17 protein-coding genes and 1 tRNA gene are annotated in these 18,837 nt (G+C 48.6%); 4 read left to right on the top strand and 14 right to left on the bottom strand.

Translation table 11 applies throughout. The annotated features are described in order from the left end of the window. Positions 1–236 precede the first annotated feature (236 nt). Positions 237–857: an outer membrane lipoprotein chaperone LolA gene (gene lolA, locus ACTHRY_RS09685; RefSeq protein WP_049323136.1), complete on the top strand. Its 621-nt coding sequence runs from the start codon at positions 237–239 to the stop codon at positions 855–857. 76 nt (positions 858–933) lie between these two features. On the opposite strand, the gene glmM is transcribed toward lolA, so the two are convergent. Then, complete coding sequence (gene glmM / locus ACTHRY_RS09680) at positions 934–2,271, bottom strand: phosphoglucosamine mutase (protein WP_003747557.1); 1,338 nt, start codon at positions 2,269–2,271, stop codon at positions 934–936. Positions 2,272–2,487: 216 nt separating this feature from the next. Continuing rightward, positions 2,488–3,354 (bottom strand): c-type cytochrome, encoded by an 867-nt coding sequence (locus ACTHRY_RS09675; protein WP_049323135.1) that lies wholly within the window; start codon positions 3,352–3,354, stop codon positions 2,488–2,490. A gap of 285 nt (positions 3,355–3,639) precedes the next feature. On the opposite strand from ACTHRY_RS09675, the gene ACTHRY_RS09670 reads away from it, so the two are divergent. Further along, positions 3,640–3,715 (top strand) — tRNA-Arg (locus ACTHRY_RS09670). Between the two features lie 91 nt (positions 3,716–3,806). Here the strand turns inward: ACTHRY_RS09670 and ACTHRY_RS09665 are convergent. Together ACTHRY_RS09665 and ACTHRY_RS09660 are read right to left on the bottom strand one after the other, a co-directional pair. Then, a complete protein-coding gene (locus tag ACTHRY_RS09665) occupies positions 3,807–5,000 on the bottom strand; it encodes an amino acid aminotransferase (protein ID WP_049323134.1) in 1,194 nt (397 codons plus the stop codon). A gap of 109 nt (positions 5,001–5,109) precedes the next feature. Beyond that, complete coding sequence (locus tag ACTHRY_RS09660) at positions 5,110–5,883, bottom strand: FadR/GntR family transcriptional regulator (protein ID WP_049323133.1); 774 nt, start codon at positions 5,881–5,883, stop codon at positions 5,110–5,112. Between the two features lie 339 nt (positions 5,884–6,222). Here ACTHRY_RS09660 and ACTHRY_RS09655 point away from each other — a divergent pair, with 339 nt between their 5' ends. Continuing rightward, entirely contained in the window at positions 6,223–8,199 is a 1,977-nt protein-coding gene (locus tag ACTHRY_RS09655) for a TonB-dependent copper receptor (protein ID WP_440374214.1), read from the top strand. Between the two features lie 126 nt (positions 8,200–8,325). Here the strand turns inward: ACTHRY_RS09655 and ACTHRY_RS09650 are convergent, their stop codons facing one another. From ACTHRY_RS09650 to ACTHRY_RS09635, 4 genes are all read right to left on the bottom strand, one after another. Next, positions 8,326–9,663 (bottom strand): sodium-dependent transporter, encoded by a 1,338-nt coding sequence (locus ACTHRY_RS09650; protein ID WP_049323130.1) that lies wholly within the window; start codon positions 9,661–9,663, stop codon positions 8,326–8,328. Positions 9,664–9,929: 266 nt separating this feature from the next. Beyond that, positions 9,930–10,835 (bottom strand): metal ABC transporter solute-binding protein, Zn/Mn family, encoded by a 906-nt coding sequence (locus ACTHRY_RS09645; protein WP_049323129.1) that lies wholly within the window; start codon positions 10,833–10,835, stop codon positions 9,930–9,932. Between the two features lie 79 nt (positions 10,836–10,914). Continuing rightward, positions 10,915–11,790 (bottom strand): metal ABC transporter permease, encoded by an 876-nt coding sequence (locus tag ACTHRY_RS09640; protein ID WP_003685375.1) that lies wholly within the window; start codon positions 11,788–11,790, stop codon positions 10,915–10,917. 76 nt (positions 11,791–11,866) lie between these two features. Next, positions 11,867–12,592: a metal ABC transporter ATP-binding protein gene (locus ACTHRY_RS09635; RefSeq protein ID WP_107832113.1), complete on the bottom strand. Its 726-nt coding sequence runs from the start codon at positions 12,590–12,592 to the stop codon at positions 11,867–11,869. A gap of 270 nt (positions 12,593–12,862) precedes the next feature. Here ACTHRY_RS09635 and ACTHRY_RS09630 point away from each other — a divergent pair, with 270 nt between their 5' ends. Further along, complete coding sequence (locus ACTHRY_RS09630; RefSeq protein ID WP_049323125.1) at positions 12,863–13,159, top strand: DUF2288 domain-containing protein; 297 nt, start codon at positions 12,863–12,865, stop codon at positions 13,157–13,159. 66 nt (positions 13,160–13,225) lie between these two features. Here the strand turns inward: ACTHRY_RS09630 and apaG are convergent, their stop codons facing one another. From apaG to hpnD, 6 genes are all read right to left on the bottom strand, one after another. Then, positions 13,226–13,594: a Co2+/Mg2+ efflux protein ApaG gene (gene apaG, locus ACTHRY_RS09625; RefSeq protein ID WP_003682575.1), complete on the bottom strand. Its 369-nt coding sequence runs from the start codon at positions 13,592–13,594 to the stop codon at positions 13,226–13,228. A 96-nt stretch (positions 13,595–13,690) separates the two neighbouring features. Further along, a complete protein-coding gene (locus ACTHRY_RS09620) occupies positions 13,691–14,179 on the bottom strand; it encodes a phosphatidylglycerophosphatase A family protein (RefSeq protein ID WP_063068949.1) in 489 nt (162 codons plus the stop codon). After that, the gene (thiL, locus tag ACTHRY_RS09615) at positions 14,172–15,128 is read right to left on the bottom strand and encodes a thiamine-phosphate kinase (RefSeq protein ID WP_101756106.1); all 957 of its coding nucleotides are present in this window, start codon (positions 15,126–15,128) and stop codon (positions 14,172–14,174) included. The genes ACTHRY_RS09620 and thiL overlap by 8 nt, the downstream gene beginning before the upstream one ends. Before the next feature lie 187 nt (positions 15,129–15,315). After that, positions 15,316–16,035 carry an SDR family oxidoreductase gene (locus ACTHRY_RS09610; RefSeq protein WP_003747583.1) on the bottom strand — a complete coding sequence of 240 codons (720 nt, stop codon included), beginning with the start codon at positions 16,033–16,035 and terminating at the stop codon, positions 15,316–15,318. Between the two features lie 95 nt (positions 16,036–16,130). Beyond that, on the bottom strand, positions 16,131–17,438 hold the full coding sequence (hpnE, locus tag ACTHRY_RS09605; protein ID WP_440374213.1) for a hydroxysqualene dehydroxylase HpnE: 1,308 nt from the start codon (positions 17,436–17,438) through the stop codon (positions 16,131–16,133). Next, entirely contained in the window at positions 17,435–18,283 is an 849-nt protein-coding gene (gene hpnD / locus ACTHRY_RS09600) for a presqualene diphosphate synthase HpnD (protein WP_049323122.1), read from the bottom strand. Before hpnD ends, hpnE begins: the two co-directional genes overlap by 4 nt. Between the last annotated feature and the right edge of the window lie 554 nt (positions 18,284–18,837).

Here is an 18,837-nt window from a genome sequence, read left to right as displayed (position 1 = left end):
AGAAAGACTATAATTTCACGCTTTCCGTAAAATGACATTAAATACCACACCAAGCCCTTATGCGTTTCATTAAAAAAACGTCAAAACCAAATACAGGACGTCTGGAGAAATAAAGTTATTTCAGATACTTGCTTAGTTTTTTCATATTTACACAAATTAAACCCGCCCTTCAGCCCCTTGCCTGTTACACCATAACGTCTATACTGAACCCATCTCTCCGAACAAGGAACCAAAACATGAAAACCAACCGACTGTTCACCCTGACCGCTGCCGCGCTGCTTTCTTCAGCCATCGGCTTTGCACAAGCCGGCGCAGTGGACGCCCTGAAAAAATTCAATAATGACGCCGACGGTATCAGCGGCAACTTCAGCCAAACCGTTCACAGCAAAAAGAAAACCCAAACCACATACGGTACATTCAAAATCCTGCGCCCTGGCTTGTTCAAATGGGAATACACCAAACCCTACAAACAAACCATCGTCGGCGACGGTAAAACCATTTGGCTCTATGACGTAGATTTGGCGCAAGTAACAAAATCCTCACAAGACCAAACCATCGGCGACAGCCCTGCCGCCATCCTCTCCAACAAAACGGCATTGGACAGCAGCTACACGCTGAAAGAAGACGGCTCTGCCAACGGTATCGACTACGTTTTGGCTACGCCTAAGAAAAACAACGCCGGCTACCAATACATCCGCATCGGCTTCAAAGGCGACAACCTCGCCGCCATGCAGCTGAAAGACAGCTTCGGCAACCAAACCAGCATCAGCTTCAGCGGTTTGAACACCAAGCCTAACCTTTCCAGCGGTATGTTCAAATTCACGCCTCCTAAAGGCGTTGATGTCTTGAGCAACTAAGCTTCTAATGAAACACAAAGGCCGTCTGAACAACAGACGGCCTTTTATTTAGTTCAATTCAACATCAAACACACTGTTACTTTTGACCTTGAATGGCGGCGGCAATTTTTTCTGCGCCTTTTTTCGCCCAGTCTGCCTGCTTGGCTTCCACCATCACGCGCACGACAGGCTCGGTACCGGATGCACGCAAGACCACGCGGCCTTTGCCTTCGAGTTCTTTTTCCACTTCGGCCAAAGCCTCTTTAGAAGCATCCTGCCAGTTTTGGCCTTTTTTGATGCGGACGTTAATCATGGTTTGCGGATACGGCTGCCAATCTGCGCAAACGGTGGCAAGGTCTTGATTCAAGGTTTGCAGTGCAGCCAAAACTTGCAGCGCAGAAATGATGCCGTCGCCGGTATTATGTTTGTCCATGCACAAAATATGGCCGCTGGCTTCGCCGCCAATCAGCCAACCGCGTTGATGGAGCTGTTCCAACACATAGCGGTCGCCCACTTTGGCGCGGCAGAAATCAACGCCCTGCTCTTTCAAAGCAACTTCCATCGCCATATTGGTCATTACCGTACCCACAACGCCGCCGATTTCCACGCCTTCGTGTGCGCGTGCTTTGGCAATCACATAAATCAAGCTGTCGCCGTCATACACTTTGCCATTGCGGTCAACCATCATCAAACGGTCGCCGTCGCCATCCAAGGCAATGCCGTAATCGGCTTCATTTTGCAACACAGCAGCTTGCAAAGCTTTCGGATGGGTCGCACCGCATTTTTCATTGATGTTGTAGCCGTTTGGCTCATTACCGATACTGACCACTTGCGCACCTAATTCATGGAATACTTTAGGCGCAACCGCATAGCCCGCACCATTGGCGGTATCGACCACCAATTTCAGACCGCGCAAGTCTAAATGGCTTGGGAAAGTGGATTTACAGAACTCGATATAGCGGTCATCCGCACCATTAATCCGGCGCGCGCGGCCAAGACGGCTGGACGGCTGGGTTTTCATTTCCTCATCGATTTTGGCTTCGATTTCCAACTCGATTTCATCGCTCAGCTTCACACCGCCTTCGGCAAAGAATTTAATGCCGTTATCGGAATAAACGTTGTGGGAAGCAGAAATCATCACACCGGCAGACAAACGCAAAGCACGGGTCAAATACGCCACACCCGGAGTCGGCAGAGGGCCGGTTTGAATAACATTAACACCGGCGGCGGTAAAACCGGCAATCAGCGCGGCTTCCAGCATATAGCCTGAAATACGCGTGTCTTTACCGATCAAGACGGTCGGTTTGATTTCGCCTTCGTGCTGCACCAAAACCTGACCTGCCGCATAGCCTAATTTCAGGACAAAATCAGGATTGATGGGAAACTGACCGACTTCACCGCGCACACCGTCAGTACCAAAATATTTTTTTGCCATGAGATAACTCCGTGATTGTTTTGTCGTATGTGAATATGGTTGAACTTCTTTAAAAGAATCTTGATTGTATTCGAAGGCCGTCTGAATCTTTCAGACGACCCTTGATCATGAGAATAATTTACTACTTCAGTATTATAGCAAGATCCGGATTTCCTGCACGAAAAAAGCGCATCCTTTTGCAGAATGCGCTTCCTATTCGAGATTCAAAATCAAATCTTAGAATTTAGCACCAGACTGATTAGCCATGTAATCAACTGCAGCTTTCACTTCATCATCGCTCAGGCTACCGTTACCGCCTTTGGCAGGCATTGCGTTGAAGCCTTCGAGTGCGTGTTTGTGCAGGGTGTCTTTACCTTGTTTGATACGAGGAGCCCAGTCTTCTTTTTTACCTACATGAGGAACACCTGGAACTGCACCGCCGTGACATGCTTGGCAGTTGGCTTCGTAAACTTTTTTGCCGTCTGCGCCGCCGGCTGCCGGAGCTGCTGCACCTTTGTCATCTGCTTTGGCCGCATCTGCTTTAGGGGCTTCTGCAGGAGCTGCACCTTCAGCCGCCGGAGCTGAAGCGGCTTCGCCAGAAGCGGCTGCATCGGCAGGAGCTGCGGCATCAGGATCAGGGAAAGTACCGCCGGCTTTGTTGGCCATATAAGTAATCACGCGTTTCAATTCTTGATCGGTCAGGTCAGCCGCACCGCCTTTGGCAGGCATTGCGTTGAAACCGTTCAGAGCGTGTTGGAACAAGGTATCGAAACCTTGTGCAATGCGAGGCGCCCAATCGCCTTTGTTTTCAAATTTAGGCGCTTTGGGAACGATGCTGTCCGCCGCGTGACATTGAATACAGATTTTGTTGAAAATCTGATCGCCTTGACGCTCGCCGACTGGAATACCGTCGCCCAATTTCAGTTGGCCGACTGGCTGGATACGGGTTTGAGTCGCAGCTTCGGTTGTTTCGGCAACATCGCCGAATGAACCGCTTCCCGCCAGTTTGATCAGGAAGTAAATCACTGCAATGACAATAACGATACCGCTCACAAGGGTGAACAATGCAGAGCCTTGGGCTTTGTGGTCGCGGAGTTGTTTCATTTGGTAGGCCTCGCCGTTAGGTTAGGTTGTGCTGTAAGTTATAGTTTATGTGTTAAACGCAGTTAACAATATTTTGCTGGATTATACTGAATTCGCAAAGGCTTTCCAATCCATCTTGAGAAAAAGATACGCAAAAATCCTCAAAAAGGCCGTCTGATTCTTGTAAACCTTTGTAGTTATTTGAATATTCCACCCATGCAAAAGCGTGACCGCCAATGCCACTTTCTGACACTTTCAAGATAAACTTTGCCAACGGCGCCAATATGCGTTAACCTTACGGCTCTCGCACCCATAGCTCAGTTGGAAGAGTGTCAGTTTCCGAAGCTGGAGGTCACAGGTTCGATCCCTGTTGGGTGCGCCAATTATAAAGAGGCCGTCTGAAAGATGAAAATTTTTCAGACGGCCTTTTGATTTACTTCAAATAAAACTACATTCAATTTCAGATTAAACGGCTATTGCAACACTTTGGCAAATGCCTCGGCCACATAATCGATATTCGATGCATTCAATCCCGCTACACACATCCTGCCCGAATCCAGCAGATAAACGGCAAACTCGTCACGCAGGCGGTGTACCTGCTCTACGGTCAGGCCTGTATAGCTGAACATGCCGCGCTGTTTGATGAAATAGCTGAAATCACGATTGGGAATTTTGGCCGTCAAAACATCATAAAGCTTCTGACGCATGGCACGGATGCGGTCGCGCATGGCGTAAACTTCGTTTTCCCACAAAGCGCGCAGCTCCTCGCTGTTCATCACATCGGAAGCGATGTATGCACCATGAGCGGCAGGGCTGGAATAAATACGGCGGACTGTAAATTTCAACTGTCCGAACACCAGCTCTGCTTCTTCCTTATTAGGACACACTACGCTCAAACCGCCGACGCGCTCGCCGTACAGCGACAGGTTTTTCGAAAAAGAATTGCTGACAAACAAAGGCAGGCCCATTTCGACGGCTTTACAGATTGCATAAGCATCGCTGTCTAAATCCTCGCCGAACCCTTGATAGGCAATGTCCATAAACGGAATCAGCTTGTGCGTTTTAACGATGTCCAACACTTCATCCCATTGCGCTTGCGACATATCGACGCCGGTCGGGTTTTGACAGCATGGATGCAAAATCAAGACGCTGTTTTCCGGCAAGGTTTTGAAAAACGTAGTCATTTCTTCAAATTTTACGCCGACGGTTTCAGGGTCGTAATAAGGATACGTCCCCACTTCAAAACCGGCGCCTTCAAAAATACCTTTATGGTTGTCCCAAGTCGGGTCGCTGACATAGGCTTTCGCTTCAGGGAACCAACGGTGCAAAAAGTCGGCACCAACTTTCAACGCCCCCGAACCGCCCAAAGTCTGTATGGTTGCAACGCGTCCTTCTGCCAGCGCCGGATTATCCTGCCCAAACAGCAAATACTGAACCGCACTCCGATAAGTGTCCAAACCTTCCATCGGCAAATAAGGCGATGGGCGCGGTACGGCCGCACGCTCTGCTTCTGCCCGGCGGACAGATTCCAAAACCGGCATTTTGCCTTCGTCATCAAAATAAATGCCGATGCTCAAATTGACTTTTTCAGGACGCTCGTCGCGTTTGAAGGTTTCAACCAAACTCAAAATCGGATCGCCCGGATAATACTCGACATGACGGTACATGGTGCTTCCTTTGTTTTTAGACAGAATGGGGAAGATTGTGGCACTAAAAGGCCTTATTTGCAAAATCAGGCCGTCTGAAAAATTCAGACGGCCTGATTATTTTTAAACGCTACCAATCTACCCGTTTCAAATCATTTTGCGCCAATACGTCCGCATGCTCGCTGCGGCTTTGATATTCCCTGTCCTGCAAAATGCGGCGGGCGACATAATTCAAATGCAGTTTTGCCGCTTCCGCCGCCTCGGCTGGTTTGGCCTGGGCAATGGCTTCAAAAATAGTGCTGTGCTGGGCAATCAGCGTCGGGCGCGGGTCTTCGGTTTGATGGATATAGATAATGCCGCTGCGTGTTTGCTGATAAAGCATTTTGAGCAGGCTGCTGGAAAGGTGGCTGAACAGGATATTGTGTGCGGCATCGGCAATGGTTTGATGAAAGCTGACATCAGCCTCTGCTTGATGCTCCAAGTTTCCGCTTTCGCAGGCCGCTTCAAATTTCTGCCGCCAGAAGTCAATACGTTTCAAATCAGCATCAGTCCGTCTTTCGGCGGCCAGCGCCGCCATACAGCCTTCAACGTGACAACTGAAATCGAATACGTCTGTTTCCCAATTGGTATGTTTGCCGAGCAACTCCTGCCAGCTTTGCAAAAAATCCTGCTGCGGTTTAACGGAAACATAATAACCATCGCCCTGCCGCGCTTCCAAAACCTGCTTGGCAATTAAAATATTCAATGCCACCCTGACCGACGGTCGCGATACGCCGAATTCTTCCGCGAGCGTACGTTCGGGAGGCAATTTACTGCCTTCTTCATAAATGCCGGTCGCGATACGTTCTTCCAAAACGGCTAAAACCTGATCGCTGATTTTTTGCGGACGAACCAATTTCGTCATGTTGTATTCCTGATGATTGAAGGACAGTTTTATTCAGACGGCCATAAATTGGATTGACCAATTAGCCACCCATTCTAATCAATCCCCTATTTTTTCGTCAAGAAATGCCATTCTCCCCATCGCAAGCAGTTTAATTCAAACACATTCATTTTTATCACGTAACCTCACCAATGCCTTCAAATCAATATTTTGGTATGACCAATCTTAATAAACAACCTATACGCCAAAAATTTGAAAATATTGATTTAGATTAAAATCCTACAGCTTCTATTTAACTAGACTTTATGTATAATACTTAGGTATTAGTTAACATAATTCCTAATAATAGAGAGAAACAATATGAAATACCCACCATTACTTATCTTACCCATTGCCTTAGCCGTATCCCAAGCATGGGCAGAGACTAACCCTACACCTGAAGAAACAGTTACCCTTTCCCCTGTCACCGTCACCGGCACACAACAAGAAAAAGCCAATCGCGTTACTTTCAACCCCAAAGCTGCTTTGCAACCCCTCCCTGCCGGAGACGGGGCAGACCTTTTGCAATCCGTGCCTAACATGAGCATCATCCGCAAAGGTGGTAGCTCGGGCGATCCGTTATTCCGTGGTTTGGGCGGCTCGCGCCTCTCCGTCAATGCCGACGACCAGTTTATTTATGGCGGTTGCGGTATGCGTATGGATCCGCCGACTGCCTATATCCACCCCAATTCGTTTGATAAAGTCGTGGTCACCAAAGGCCCGCAAACCGTTACCCAAGGCATGGGTTTGGTCAGCGGCTCGGTGCAATTTATCCGTAAAGATCCTGATTTCACTGAAAAACCTTACAACATCAACGCAACCCTGACGGCAGGCAGCAACGACCGTCTTGACGGCTCGCTGGAAGCCGAGTTCGGCGGCAAATACGGCTACGTCCGCAGCAATATTTCCCATAACGAAGCCGACGATTACAAAGACGGCGACGGCAACCGCATTCACTCCAACTTCAAACGCGACAGCCAAATGCTGCAACTGGGCATCACCCCGACCGAAAACACTACCATTGCCGGCACATACGAGCGCAGCAGGGCCAAGGTTGCCTACGCCGACCGCATGATGGACGGCAGCAAATTCGACCGTGATGCATGGAACATCCGCTTTACCCAACGCAACCTCACCCCATGGTTCAGCGAGTTGGAACTGCGCTACGGTAAAAGCGAAATCGACCACGTGATGGACACATACAGCCTGCGTACCATCTACAATCCTGCCGGCAAGCAGATTAAAAATGCCAACAACCCTAAACGCAATACCGATACAGGCCGTCTGAAAGCTACCTTCGACTGGGACAAGCTCAACCTGCAAACCGGTTTGGATTATCTGGACGACGTCCACGTCGCACGCATGGAGCGCGGTGGCGACGGCTACAGCCACAAGCCTTATATGCCCAACCAAAGTTTCAAACAATGGGGTATTTTCACCGAAGCTTCTTGGCAGCAAACCGACAATCAACGCTGGGTAGCAGGTTTGCGCCATGACCAAGTCAAAGCGCATTATGATACCGCGCGCGTAACCGACCCCGTTTTGAAACATCAAAAATTCAATTTGAACTCAGGTTTCCTGCGTTGGGAAAGAAATACGGACAACGGTCTGAAATACTATGCCGGATTCGGCATTGCCGAACGCGCGCCTGACTATTGGGAACGCCTGCGCTCTGAAAACAAAGCCATCCGCGCAGAGCAAAACCGCCAAATCGATGCAGGCGTAATCTGGAAACGTCCTAACCTCCACGCATCTGTATCCGTATTCGGCAGCAACATCAAAGACTTCATCATGATGGAACTCCAAGGCATGAATTTCAACGTGCGCAACATCAACGCTTCACGCTTTGGCGGCGAAGCCGAAGTCAAATGGACATTTGCGCCTAACTGGGAAGTCGGCACCAGCCTCGCCTACACCCACGGCAAAAACCGTACCGACGGCAAACCTTTGGCACAAACTCCGCCGCTCGAGTGGAACAACACCCTTGCCTTTGACAACGGCAAATTCAGCGCGGGCGCATTATGGCGCGTCGTAGCCAAACAAAACCGTTACAGCAAAGGCCAAGGCAATATCGTCGGCCAAGACATCGGTGCCTCTTCAGGCTTTGGTGTACTCTCGCTCAACGCCGGTTGGAAATTCAGCAAATACGCCACATTGCAAGGCGGCGTGGACAACGTGTTCAACAAAACCTATGCTGAATTCGTCAGCCGCGGCGGCGACCCGTCTGCCGGTACTCAAACCATGCGCGTGAATGAACCCGGCCGTACTGCATGGCTGAGACTGCAAGCGAAGTTCTAACCAGCCTCGCGCATCTATAAAAAGGCCGTCTGAAAAATGTTCAGACGGCTTTAATACTTTTCATGATGTTTTAAACAAACAGTCCAGCGAAGCAATACAACGCCGGACTGTTTGCTCACTATCGGATTAAATCAAACCCAAAGAGTTGATGAACACCACAACAATCGCAATCGGCGCAAGATAGCGAAGCGCACCCAGCCACAGGCAAAGCAGCTGTTTCGGCACTGTACTGCCCATGCCCGCATCGCGCAGGACAGACTGTTTGTCCTGAATCCATGACGTAAACACGGCAACGCTCAAAGCACCGATCGGCATGATGACGGCAGAAATAATGAAATCCCACAAGTCAAAAATGGTTTTGCCGAAAATTTTAAACTCGCTCCATACGCCGAAAGACAGCGCCGAAGGAATACCGACTATGAAAATCGCAATACCGATTATCCAAGTGTGGCTGCTGCGCTTTTTCTCGTCTTGGCGGATGGTTGCCGCAATCACGGTTTCCAGCATAGAGAACGCGGAAGTCAGCGTTGCAAAAACAACCAACAGCATGAATACGGCGAATAAATAAGTCCCCATCGGCATTTTCATGAAAACCGCAGGCAACACGACAAAAATTAGGCCGGGGCCTTGGCCGGGTTCAAAACCGAAGGCAAATACCGCAGGGAAAATCACCAAACCGGCCAACAGCGACACAAACAGGTTCATCCACATAATCGTATGGCCGGAGCGGAACATATCCTGATCCTTACCCAAATACGAAGCATAGGTAATCATCGCGGACACGCCGATACTCAATGCAAAAAACGCCTGACCCAAAGCAGTCAGCATCGTACCCGGTTTCAAATACGACCAATCCGGTTTCAACAAGAATGCCACGCCCTCCATTGCGCCGGGCAAAGTCAGCGAACGGATAGCCAGCGCGATAAAGAGGATAAACAAACCCGGCATCAACACGCGGTTTGCCTTTTCAATGCCGTCTGAAATGCCGCCTTTAACCACCCAAATGGTAATCAGCATGAACAAGCCTTGGTAAAACAGCGAACCAAACGGTGAAGAAATCGTGTTGCCGAACAAGGCTTCAAAGTCTGCGCCGGCATGAATTTCGCCGGTAAAGCTGTGCACGACGTAGTTCAACACCCAGCCGCCGACCACGCTGTAAAACGACAGCAAAATAAAACACGCGGCCACACCCATGCGGCCGACCCACGGCCACTGCGAACCCGGGCGCAATACTTTAAAAGAATCAATGGCGTTTTTACCGCCTGTACGGCCGATGTAAAACTCGGCCAGTTGAACCGGTAAAGCCACCAAAATGGTGAAAATCAAAAACAAAAGAAAGAATACGGCGCCGCCGTTGGTACCGGCCGTATAAGGAAATTTCCAAATTGCACCCAAACCGATGGCCGAGCCTGCCGCAGCAAGCACAAAGCCGATTTTGGATGACCAAGACGAATGATTGCTCATGATGTAAGTTTAAGAAACGTGAAGATGCCGAATTGTAACAGGGTGAAGTCAAGCCGTGAGTGGCCGGCAGACAGCCGATAAGCAATTCGCACGGATGGTGCGTACTTACCAAGCAAATTAGCATGAATTTTTGATAATTAAACTTCTAATAGCACAAATTTTATTTTTATATTTTAAATTTGACGGTTTATTTTAAAAATAAGCATATAAAAGGCCGTCTGAAACCTTGTTTCCAAGTTTCAGACGGCCTTTATCTTTAAACCACTTTATTTTTTCATGGCATCGGTCAACACTTTGACATTGTAGCGGTACATGCCGATGTAGCTGTTGGCCGGTGCGCCACCCAATGCATCGGAATACAAACGTCCGCTGACATTGACGCCGGTTTCTTTGGCGATACGGTCAATCATGCGCGTGTCTTTGATGTTTTCGGTAAAGACGGCTTTAATGCCCTCGCGTTTGATTTGACGGATGATGGAAGCCACTTGTTTGGCAGACGGCTCGGCTTCGCTGCTCACGCCTTGAGGGGCGATGAATTCAATATTGTAGCGTTTGCCCATGTATGTGAATGCATCGTGTCCGGTCAAAACTTTACGCTTGGCGGCAGGTACGGCATTAAAGGCAGCCTGCGCATCGCTGTGCAATTTTTTCAGCTGCATTTGGTAGTTGCCCAAACGTTGCTGATAGTAGGTTTTGCCTTCAGGGTCTGCTTGAATAAGCGCATTGGCAACGTTTTGCGCATAAGTGCCCATCAGGACGGGGTCGGTCCAAACGTGCGGGTCAAATTCGCCATGATCGTGATGATGGCCTTCGTGATCGTGGTCATGATGATGACCGCCCTCTTCTGCTTTCAAAGCCTGAATGCCTTTGGTCGCTTCGGCGAAAGGCACTTTGCTCTGTTTGACTGCGCGTTGCACATCGGCGGCTTCCAAGCCCAAGCCGTTGAGCAATACCAATTTTGCGCTGCGGATTTTTTTGATGTCTCCGCTGGTCATGTGGTAGGCATGGCTGTCTTGGTTGGCACCCACCAAGCTTTGAACGGCCACGCGGTCGCCGCCAATCTGTTTGGCCACGTCGCCCAAAATGCTGAAGCTGGTGACAACAGGCAACGGAGCGGCATAAGCGGCACCGGTCAATAATGCGGCAACGATGCCGAGTTTCCAATGTTTCATATTCTCTCCATTGATATAACGTAACATTAACATCATCATAAAACAGACCGCCTGATTATTCAAGCGGCCGTCTGAAAAATCATGCCGTACGGTGTTTCTTGCGGCGCAGCCATTTTGCCAAAATGCCGCCTTCCCAACCAAACACGACGGAAATCAGGTAAAGCGTGCCGCAGCATAAAATAATCGCCGGGCCGGACGGGATTTCGATATGGTAGGAAAACAACAGCCCTGCCAAGCCGCAAAGCAAAGCCAATGCGACCGACAAAATCATCAGCCAACCCATGCTTTTCGCCCACAGTCTGGCGGTAATCGCCGGCAACATCATCAAACCGACCGACATCAGCGTGCCCAATGCCTGGAAACCGGCAACCAGATTCATCACGACCAGCACCAAAAACAACACATGCCAAAAGCCGCCCTTACCGCCGACAGCCTTGAGGAACAAAGGGTCTATGCTTTCCAACACCAGTGGGCGGAACATGACCGCCATTAGCAAAATAGTCACACTCGCAGAAACGGCAATCAGCTGCAAAGCCGGAATATCCACCGCCAACACCGAGCCAAACAGCAAATGCAACAAATCGACGCTGCTGCCGTTTTTGCTGACCAAAACCACACCGATGGCAAGGCTGCTCAAATAAAATGCGGCAAAGTTCGCGTCTTCTTTCAATGAAGTAAACCGGCTGACCAAACCTGCCAGCAAAGCCATCAGCAAACCGGCCGCAAAACCGCCGACGCTCATCGCAGGCAAACTCAAACCGGCAAACATATAGCCAATGGCCGCACCGGGCAAAACCGCATGGCTCAAAGCATCGCCCACCAAACTCATGCGGCGCATTACCAAAAACACACCGACAGGCGCCGCGCTCAATGCCAGGCAAAAAATCGACGCCAAGGCATAGCGCATAAAGTCAAATTCGGCGAACGGCGCGACGACCAAATCATATAAATCCATGTTTTATCGCTTTTTTATTAATCTCTGAAAGCCTGAGGCCGTCTGAAAAATACTTACTTTCAGACGGCCTTGTCCATTAAACCGCGCACCAATCGGCCGCTTCCTGTTTCTGCATCATTCGGTTTGCCTGTGCCAAAAACTCATCGGTCAACACATTTTCAGTCGCACCGGCAGTCACTTTTTCACGCGCCAAAAGCAGCGTGTTGGCAAAATATGCCCTCACCTGCTCGTAATCATGCAACACGGCAATCACCGCCTGACCGTCCTGATGGCATTGGCGCAAAACTTCCAACAGCGCATAAGTCGTTCGCGCATCCACCGCGTTAAACGGTTCGTCCAGCAGCAAAAATTTGGCATCCTGCACCAGCATCCGCGCAAACAATACGCGTTGGAATTGACCATTGGACAAGTGCGCGATTTGGCGCGTGGCAAAATCCTGCATTTCCACGCGTTCCAAAGCCGCCATCACGCGCTTTTTCTGCTCCGCGTTCACACGTCCAAAAAAGCCGATTTCATACCACAGCCCCATCGCCGCCAATTCAAACACCGTCATCGGCTGGCTGCGGTCAATGTCCGACTGCTGAGGCAGATAGGCAATGTCCTTGCGCGCCATATTTTCATAGCGCACACTGCCCGTGTCCGTCTTCTGCAAGCCCATAATGGCTTTGAGCAAAGTCGATTTGCCCGCGCCGTTCGGCCCGAAAATCGTCCACATCTTGCCATCGTCAAACACCATATCGACATGGTGCACCACCGGCCTGCGCTGATAGCTGACCGTTAGATTTTCTACCACGATACTCATGGCGATACCGCCCAAAAATATACAGCCCACAACGCCGCCAATGCGGCAAGCGCAATCAGCAGCCTTTGCAGCAATCCGGTCAACAATACAGAATTCATAAGCCTAAAACCGCCCTTGCCCGAATACGGACAACAGGCCGTCTGAAAGAAAATTAAAACATTAAAATGATACTGTATAACGTTAACCCTGTAAATTTCTTTCGTTTTCAGACGGCATCGGGCAAAAGGCCGAATATCGGTTACAATCCGTTTTTTATTTGATGATTGTCCTATGTCTATTCCACTCTTAAACGAAAAACTCAATACCGAAACCGCCCGCATTTCATGGGAAGAGCTGCAACCCCACTTCGCACGCGGCGCCGCCGTTTATGTTGCGCCTGATTTGGATTTGATTGCCGTCGCCCGCCATGTTGCCGAAGATGAAGCCGCGCCATTGAAACAATGGATGGAACAAGGCAAATTCGGTGCCGTCAGCGATGATATGGCGCGTACTTTTCTAGCGGATAAGCAGGAAATGTGGGCGGTCGTTGTAGCACCGTGGGTATTGGTACAACCTTGCAAAGACTGATAAGGCCGTCTGAAAAAACAAAACCGGAACATTTCACATGCTCCGGTTTTTCATTTTTCAGACGGCCTATTGCAACGTAAAGCCTGCTTTGAATTCAAGCTTCGGCACCCCGATAACGAAACGTTTGCCGATGCTGTCTTCAAACTCATACGCGCCTTCAATACTGCCCCAAGGCGTGCTGATTTGCGAGCCGCTGTTGTACTCATAAGCTTCGCCCGGGTACAAAACAGGTTGCTCTTCAATCAGGCCGGCATGGCCGACTTGCTCTGTTTCACCGTGTCCGTCGGTGATTTCCCAAAAACGCTGACGCAAAGTAATGATTTCATCGCTGCGGTTGCAGATAGTAATCAGATAATTGAAGGCGTAGCGGTCGCGGTAGACGTCGCTTTGGCCGGCCATATAACGTGGCTCCACGTTAATCTCGATTTCATTCATAATTGTTTACCCCGTATGGTATTTATTTTATTTCAATCCGGATAATTCCGGCGTGCCCGCCCTATTTTTGCAAAGGGTCGAAACACTTAAAGCGCATCACGCGATCCAATAAAACAGGCCCAAGACCATCAAGGTCATCGCAGCCGCAATCAAATCATCAAGCATAATGCCCAAACCTCCATGAATCCGCCGGTCAAACCATTTGATCGGCCATGGTTTCAACGCATCAAACAAGCGGAAAATAACAAAAGCCGCCAGCCACCAGCTCCATTTAAAAGGAATCAGCGACAGCACCAGCAGCATCGCGACAATTTCATCCCAGACGATACCGCCGTAATCCTGAATACCCAGTTCCCTCTCGGTATAACCGCAAATGCGGATACCCCAGAAAAACAAGGCGATACACAATAAAAGCAATATCCAGCCGTCTATGCCCAACAGGCACAATACAAAAGCCAGAGGTAATGCTGCCAGCGTTCCGGCCGTACCCGGCGCAACCGGCGACAAGCCGCTGCCGAAACCGAATCCTAAAAAACACAATGGTTTGTGCAACAGCCAAGAAAAAGTAGGTTTACGTTCAGCCAAAATGATCAAATCCTAAAGAAGTCAGTTCCAATACGCCGCCTTTGGCATCCAAAATATTCAGACGGCCTGAGTCAGTAATTTTACCAATTCGGGCAACCGGTACGCCACTTTGTTCCGCTGCCTGACAAACGCGTTCACTGTCTTTTGGAGCAGCAGTAAAAATCAGTTCATAATCATCGCCGCCGGCCAATACTGCCGACAACCATTGTTCGCGCGACAAAACGTTTTTCAATTCAGGCAACGACGGCACACAATCGGCAAATATTTCTGCACCGACAGCAGAGGCTTTTAAAATATGCCCCACATCTTGAGCCAGGCCGTCTGAAACATCTTGCGCGGCATGGGCAAACGGCAACAATGCCTGACCCAATGAAACGCGCGGCTCCGGACGGAGCAATTTATCATCGCAAACCGCCATGATTTCAGACGGCAATTGATAATGCCCAAGATGTTTGTTCAACGCAGCAGCAGCCAAACCCAACCGACCCGATACCCAAATATCGTCGCCGACTTCGGCCGCATCACGCCGCAGGGCACGCCCTGTCGGAACTTCACCTACTATCGTTACATTAAAGACCAAATCACCTTTAGTGGTATCGCCACCAATCAACACCGTATCAAAACGCGCGGCCAAAGCAAAAAAGCTATCGCAAAAACGTTTGAGCCAGTCTTGATTCAATTCAGGCAAGGCAGCACTGAGCAACACCCACCGCGGCTTGGCACCCATTGCGGCCATATCGGACAAATTTACTGCAAGCATTTTCCATGCCAAATCTTCGGGCAAAACATCTTCAAAAAAATGTCTACCCTTAACCAACATATCAGCGCTAAAACATAAATCAAATCCGTTACTTGGGCGAATAATAGCGGCATCATCGCCTATGCCCAAAATCAAACCTTCCGATTTTTGTCGCTGCAAATATTGTCTGATAAAGTCAAATTCCGTCATATTTATCCAATATAACTATAACTTAGATTACTATATCTAATTTTGTGCCAGCCTAATGTTTGCCTGCTAAAACGTCAAACATCAAACTTCCATATTATTTAGATATAAAACTCAATAAGTTAAAGGCCGTCTGAAAATACAGATTTCAGACGGCCTCATGTTCTCAAACCACTCTGAGCAGGTAGATTTACAGATAGACGATTTCGCCTGTCCGCCCCCTGCTCTCTCGACTTGCCCACCAAATAAATTGCGGCAGGACATCTTCGTAGTTTTTACGTTCGCTTTTCGATTCGCCCGGATGGGATTTGATACGTTGCGGCGAATTGATGGCCCCCGGCACCAAAACATTGGCACGCAGATTGTCAAAACGTTCCCACTCGTCCGCGGCCACTTTACACAAATAATTAAGCGCGGCTTTAGAAGCTCCGAAACCGCCCCAATAGGCTTGCGGTTTTTCGCCGTGGCTTTCGCCGACAAAAATCACAGAAGCGTCTTCGGATTGCTTCAACAATGGGAACAGCGCACGGGTCAGGCCCATAGGCGCAACGGTATTGATACGGTATTGGTTGACCCATTCCGATACGGTTTGGAAATCCAATGGCGACAAGGCATAGAAATAGCTGGCGCAATGCACCACGCCATCCAATTTTCCGCCGGTAGCTTCATCAATGGTTTCCGCAAACTGTTTAAATTCTTTTTCCTCAGCGCTCATCAAATCAAAGCAGATGGCAAACGGCTCTGGGCTGCCCGCAGCCACAATGGCATCATATACTTTTTCCAAACGCTTTTGATGACGCGCCACCAAAATGACAGTCGCTCCGGCCGCCGCATAGGCTTTGGCAACCTGCTCGCCCAAGCCTTGGGATGCGCCGGTAACCAAGATGGTTTTGTCCGCTAATGTCGTCATGACTTTTCCTTGAACTTTATGGTTTCGGATATTGTATCGGCTTGGTAAGTTTTGTAAAGTCAAAAAGGCCGTCTGAACATTCAGACGGCCTCAGTTTATTCAAACCGCAAATCCAGCATAAGCTTTTCAGCCGCGGCAAAACCTGACTGAACCGCCGCTTCCAATGTTGCAGGATAGCGCGGATGGAGGTAGTCGCCGGCCGGATAAATACGGCGATGGTGCAGCCATGAGAAATCAGGTTGTACAAAATCAACCGTTGCCGCCGTAGTCGCGCGTTTTTCCGTAATAATGCGTACGGCTTCGGGTTTATCCAAATCCGGACAAACCCGCTTAATGTCCGCATGAATTTTCTCGGCTAAATCTTTATCCTTCCAAGCCTCGGTGTAATCGGAAACGCTGATGACAACCGCGACTTCATTATCCGGCAAACCCAATGCCCCCCGATGCAGCACCCATTGCGCCGTACCATCGTCAAGACCGGTTAAAGGCGCAGGTAGTTTGACTGTTTGGGCATAACGCAAATAAACCGTAGTAATCGCATGGTAATGCAACGATTGATAGGCCGTCTGAATATAGTCAGGCGTATCTTCAGGCAAAAGCGCGTCAACATGATATGGCGCAACAGCCAAAACAACCGCATCAAATACTTCGCCATTGATTTCAATTCGTCCATCAATATGATGGTTTAAATGGGAAACACGAGTTTCAAGATGTATCTTTGCACCATGCTTGTGCAGAAAATCCAAAGCCGGTTCGGCTACGATCCGCCCTAAATCCTGCTTAGGCAAAAGATAATCACTGTTCGCCTTTTCAGACCACACACCATCATTCAATACATTACATAAAATGCGCAACGATGCCTGTTCTAACGGTGTATTTAAAGCACCCCAGACCAAAGGTTGCCAAAACTGGCCAAGCAGGCTGCGGGGAACATTTCGTGTTCTCAACCACTTTGCAACCGTCAAATCGGTTTTATGATGGCCTGCCCAACGTTGCAATGCCGACATATCCGACAGCAATTTGATTCTCAATGAAAAGGAAAGATTTTTTGCACGCAGGATACCGACAAGCAAATGCCACGGTGCAGGTAGAGAGGCCGTCTGAAACTGCAATCCCTCATGGATGTACCATTGCAAAGGCTGGCGTAAAAAGGCTGATTCAGATTGAACGCCAATATGTCGCATCAAATTTTGAACACCATGATACGCACCCAATAAAATATGCTGCCCATTATCCAAAAAGCTGAATCCATCATCTTTCCCTGCTAAGGCACGCGCCCTACCGCCCGCTTGCCTCCCGGCTTCAAACAAAGCAATATCAGCTCGTTGAATCAGGGAAACCGCCGCAGACAAACCTGCCCAACCGGCACCAATCACAGCAATTTTTGGACGCTGAGTATTCATGGTTTAAATCCAAACAGCCAAGTTTTCAAAGCAATACGTTTTTTACGGGGAGAAGGAATCGCAATTTTGTAAGTCAAAACATTTTGTGCGCCATCACGGTCAATTTCATTCAACAGCGCATAATAAATAGCCGCCATAATCAGGCCGACTTTTTGCGATTTCTTATCCTCAGCCGGCAAAAGCAACATAGCCTCACGATAAGTTTCACGCGCCCTATCCACTTGAAACTGCATTAATTTCGCAAAATTGTCTGTCGGTTTACATTGCATGATGACGTTGGCAGGTACATCAAATTTCTGCATTTCCTCTATCGGCAGATAAATTCTTCCCTGCCGTGCATCTTCGCCCACATCGCGAATAATGTTCGTCAACTGCAAAGCCAAGCCCATTTTGTCCGCATATTCCAAAGTTTTCAGATTGGAAAAACCTAAAATCCGTGCAATAAGACGCCCCACTACTCCGGCAACACGGTGGCAATACAGCTTTAATTCATCAAAACTACCATAACGAGCCTGCTCCAAATCCATCTGCATGCCATCAATCAAAGCTTCAAATTCATTCTTCGGCAAATCAAAACTTGCCCGAATATCCTTTAAAGCTTGATGAACTGGATGCTCAGGCATCTCATTATTAAACACTTTGTCCAGATCACTGCGCCACCAATTCAAGGTAATCTGAGCCACATTCGGATCAGTACAGCCATCGACCACATCATCCAGTTCACGACAAAAAGCGTATAAAACAGTGATCGCATTTCGTTTTTCTACTGATAAAAAACGAAAACCGGATAAAAAACTGGAATGGCTTTCCGCAGCCTTTTGACGACAATAATCTAAAGCAAGCACTGTGTATCCTAAAAATATTGTTATAAATAATTAGCAGGGATTTTATCCGTATTTAAAAAAGTACGCCAATATCAAAACCCATCTTACGACAAGGCCGTCTGAAAGCTGATTTCAGCATCTTTCAGACGGCCTAAGACCTTGCAATAATATAAGTTACCAAAATTTTATGATCAATCTCATTTTCAAAATACAAAAACTTTCTAATTTTCCAACTTCTTGTTCAATATGAGGAAGATTTTAGTCAATTGAAAATTTATGGCGTATTTTTATGCATTAAATGTCGTTAACAGACTATTTTTATGAAGGTCTCAACCTGAAACCTATTTTGTAAATTCTATTTCATTTCCCCTACTCATGCTCCTTTCCCAACAACCGTTTTTTAATGCAATATCGTCAAATCCCCCTTGTCTCTTACCTTATTGCCCGACGGAAGCCCCCACTGGTTCAAGCTTCATCCCCGCCCCCAAACAAAGCCGTCCCGTGGCCCAACCGGCAAACGGTTCGGCCGCAGGGCGGCATACAGGCAGAGTCCGGCTTATTTTTTCACGGCAGGC

It is taken from the genome of Neisseria sp. P0004.S004, from assembly GCF_051963335.1.
In the GTDB taxonomy this organism is placed as follows: domain Bacteria; phylum Pseudomonadota; class Gammaproteobacteria; order Burkholderiales; family Neisseriaceae; genus Neisseria.
Note: the sequence above shows the minus strand (reverse complement) of the source record. Positions and strands in the feature narration are given on the sequence as shown.

Bases quoted from the DNA above. Each gene is read 5' to 3' on its own strand.
- ACTHRY_RS09655 (WP_440374214.1), top strand. From the start codon at position 6,223: ATGAAATACCCACCATTACTTATCTTACCCATTGCCTTAGCCGTATCC.
- ACTHRY_RS09630 (WP_049323125.1), top strand. From the start codon at position 12,863: ATGTCTATTCCACTCTTAAACGAAAAACTCAATACCGAAACCGCCCGC.
- ACTHRY_RS09640 (WP_003685375.1), bottom strand. From the start codon at position 11,790: ATGGATTTATATGATTTGGTCGTCGCGCCGTTCGCCGAATTTGACTTT.
- ACTHRY_RS09675 (WP_049323135.1), bottom strand. From the start codon at position 3,354: ATGAAACAACTCCGCGACCACAAAGCCCAAGGCTCTGCATTGTTCACC.
- ACTHRY_RS09650 (WP_049323130.1), bottom strand. From the start codon at position 9,663: ATGAGCAATCATTCGTCTTGGTCATCCAAAATCGGCTTTGTGCTTGCT.
- lolA (WP_049323136.1), top strand. From the start codon at position 237: ATGAAAACCAACCGACTGTTCACCCTGACCGCTGCCGCGCTGCTTTCT.
- ACTHRY_RS09645 (WP_049323129.1), bottom strand. From the start codon at position 10,835: ATGAAACATTGGAAACTCGGCATCGTTGCCGCATTATTGACCGGTGCC.
- ACTHRY_RS09635 (WP_107832113.1), bottom strand. From the start codon at position 12,592: ATGAGTATCGTGGTAGAAAATCTAACGGTCAGCTATCAGCGCAGGCCG.
- apaG (WP_003682575.1), bottom strand. From the start codon at position 13,594: ATGAATGAAATCGAGATTAACGTGGAGCCACGTTATATGGCCGGCCAA.
- ACTHRY_RS09665 (WP_049323134.1), bottom strand. From the start codon at position 5,000: ATGTACCGTCATGTCGAGTATTATCCGGGCGATCCGATTTTGAGTTTG.
- ACTHRY_RS09660 (WP_049323133.1), bottom strand. From the start codon at position 5,883: ATGACGAAATTGGTTCGTCCGCAAAAAATCAGCGATCAGGTTTTAGCC.
- thiL (WP_101756106.1), bottom strand. From the start codon at position 15,128: ATGACGGAATTTGACTTTATCAGACAATATTTGCAGCGACAAAAATCG.
- hpnE (WP_440374213.1), bottom strand. From the start codon at position 17,438: ATGAATACTCAGCGTCCAAAAATTGCTGTGATTGGTGCCGGTTGGGCA.
- glmM (WP_003747557.1), bottom strand. From the start codon at position 2,271: ATGGCAAAAAAATATTTTGGTACTGACGGTGTGCGCGGTGAAGTCGGT.
- ACTHRY_RS09610 (WP_003747583.1), bottom strand. From the start codon at position 16,035: ATGACGACATTAGCGGACAAAACCATCTTGGTTACCGGCGCATCCCAA.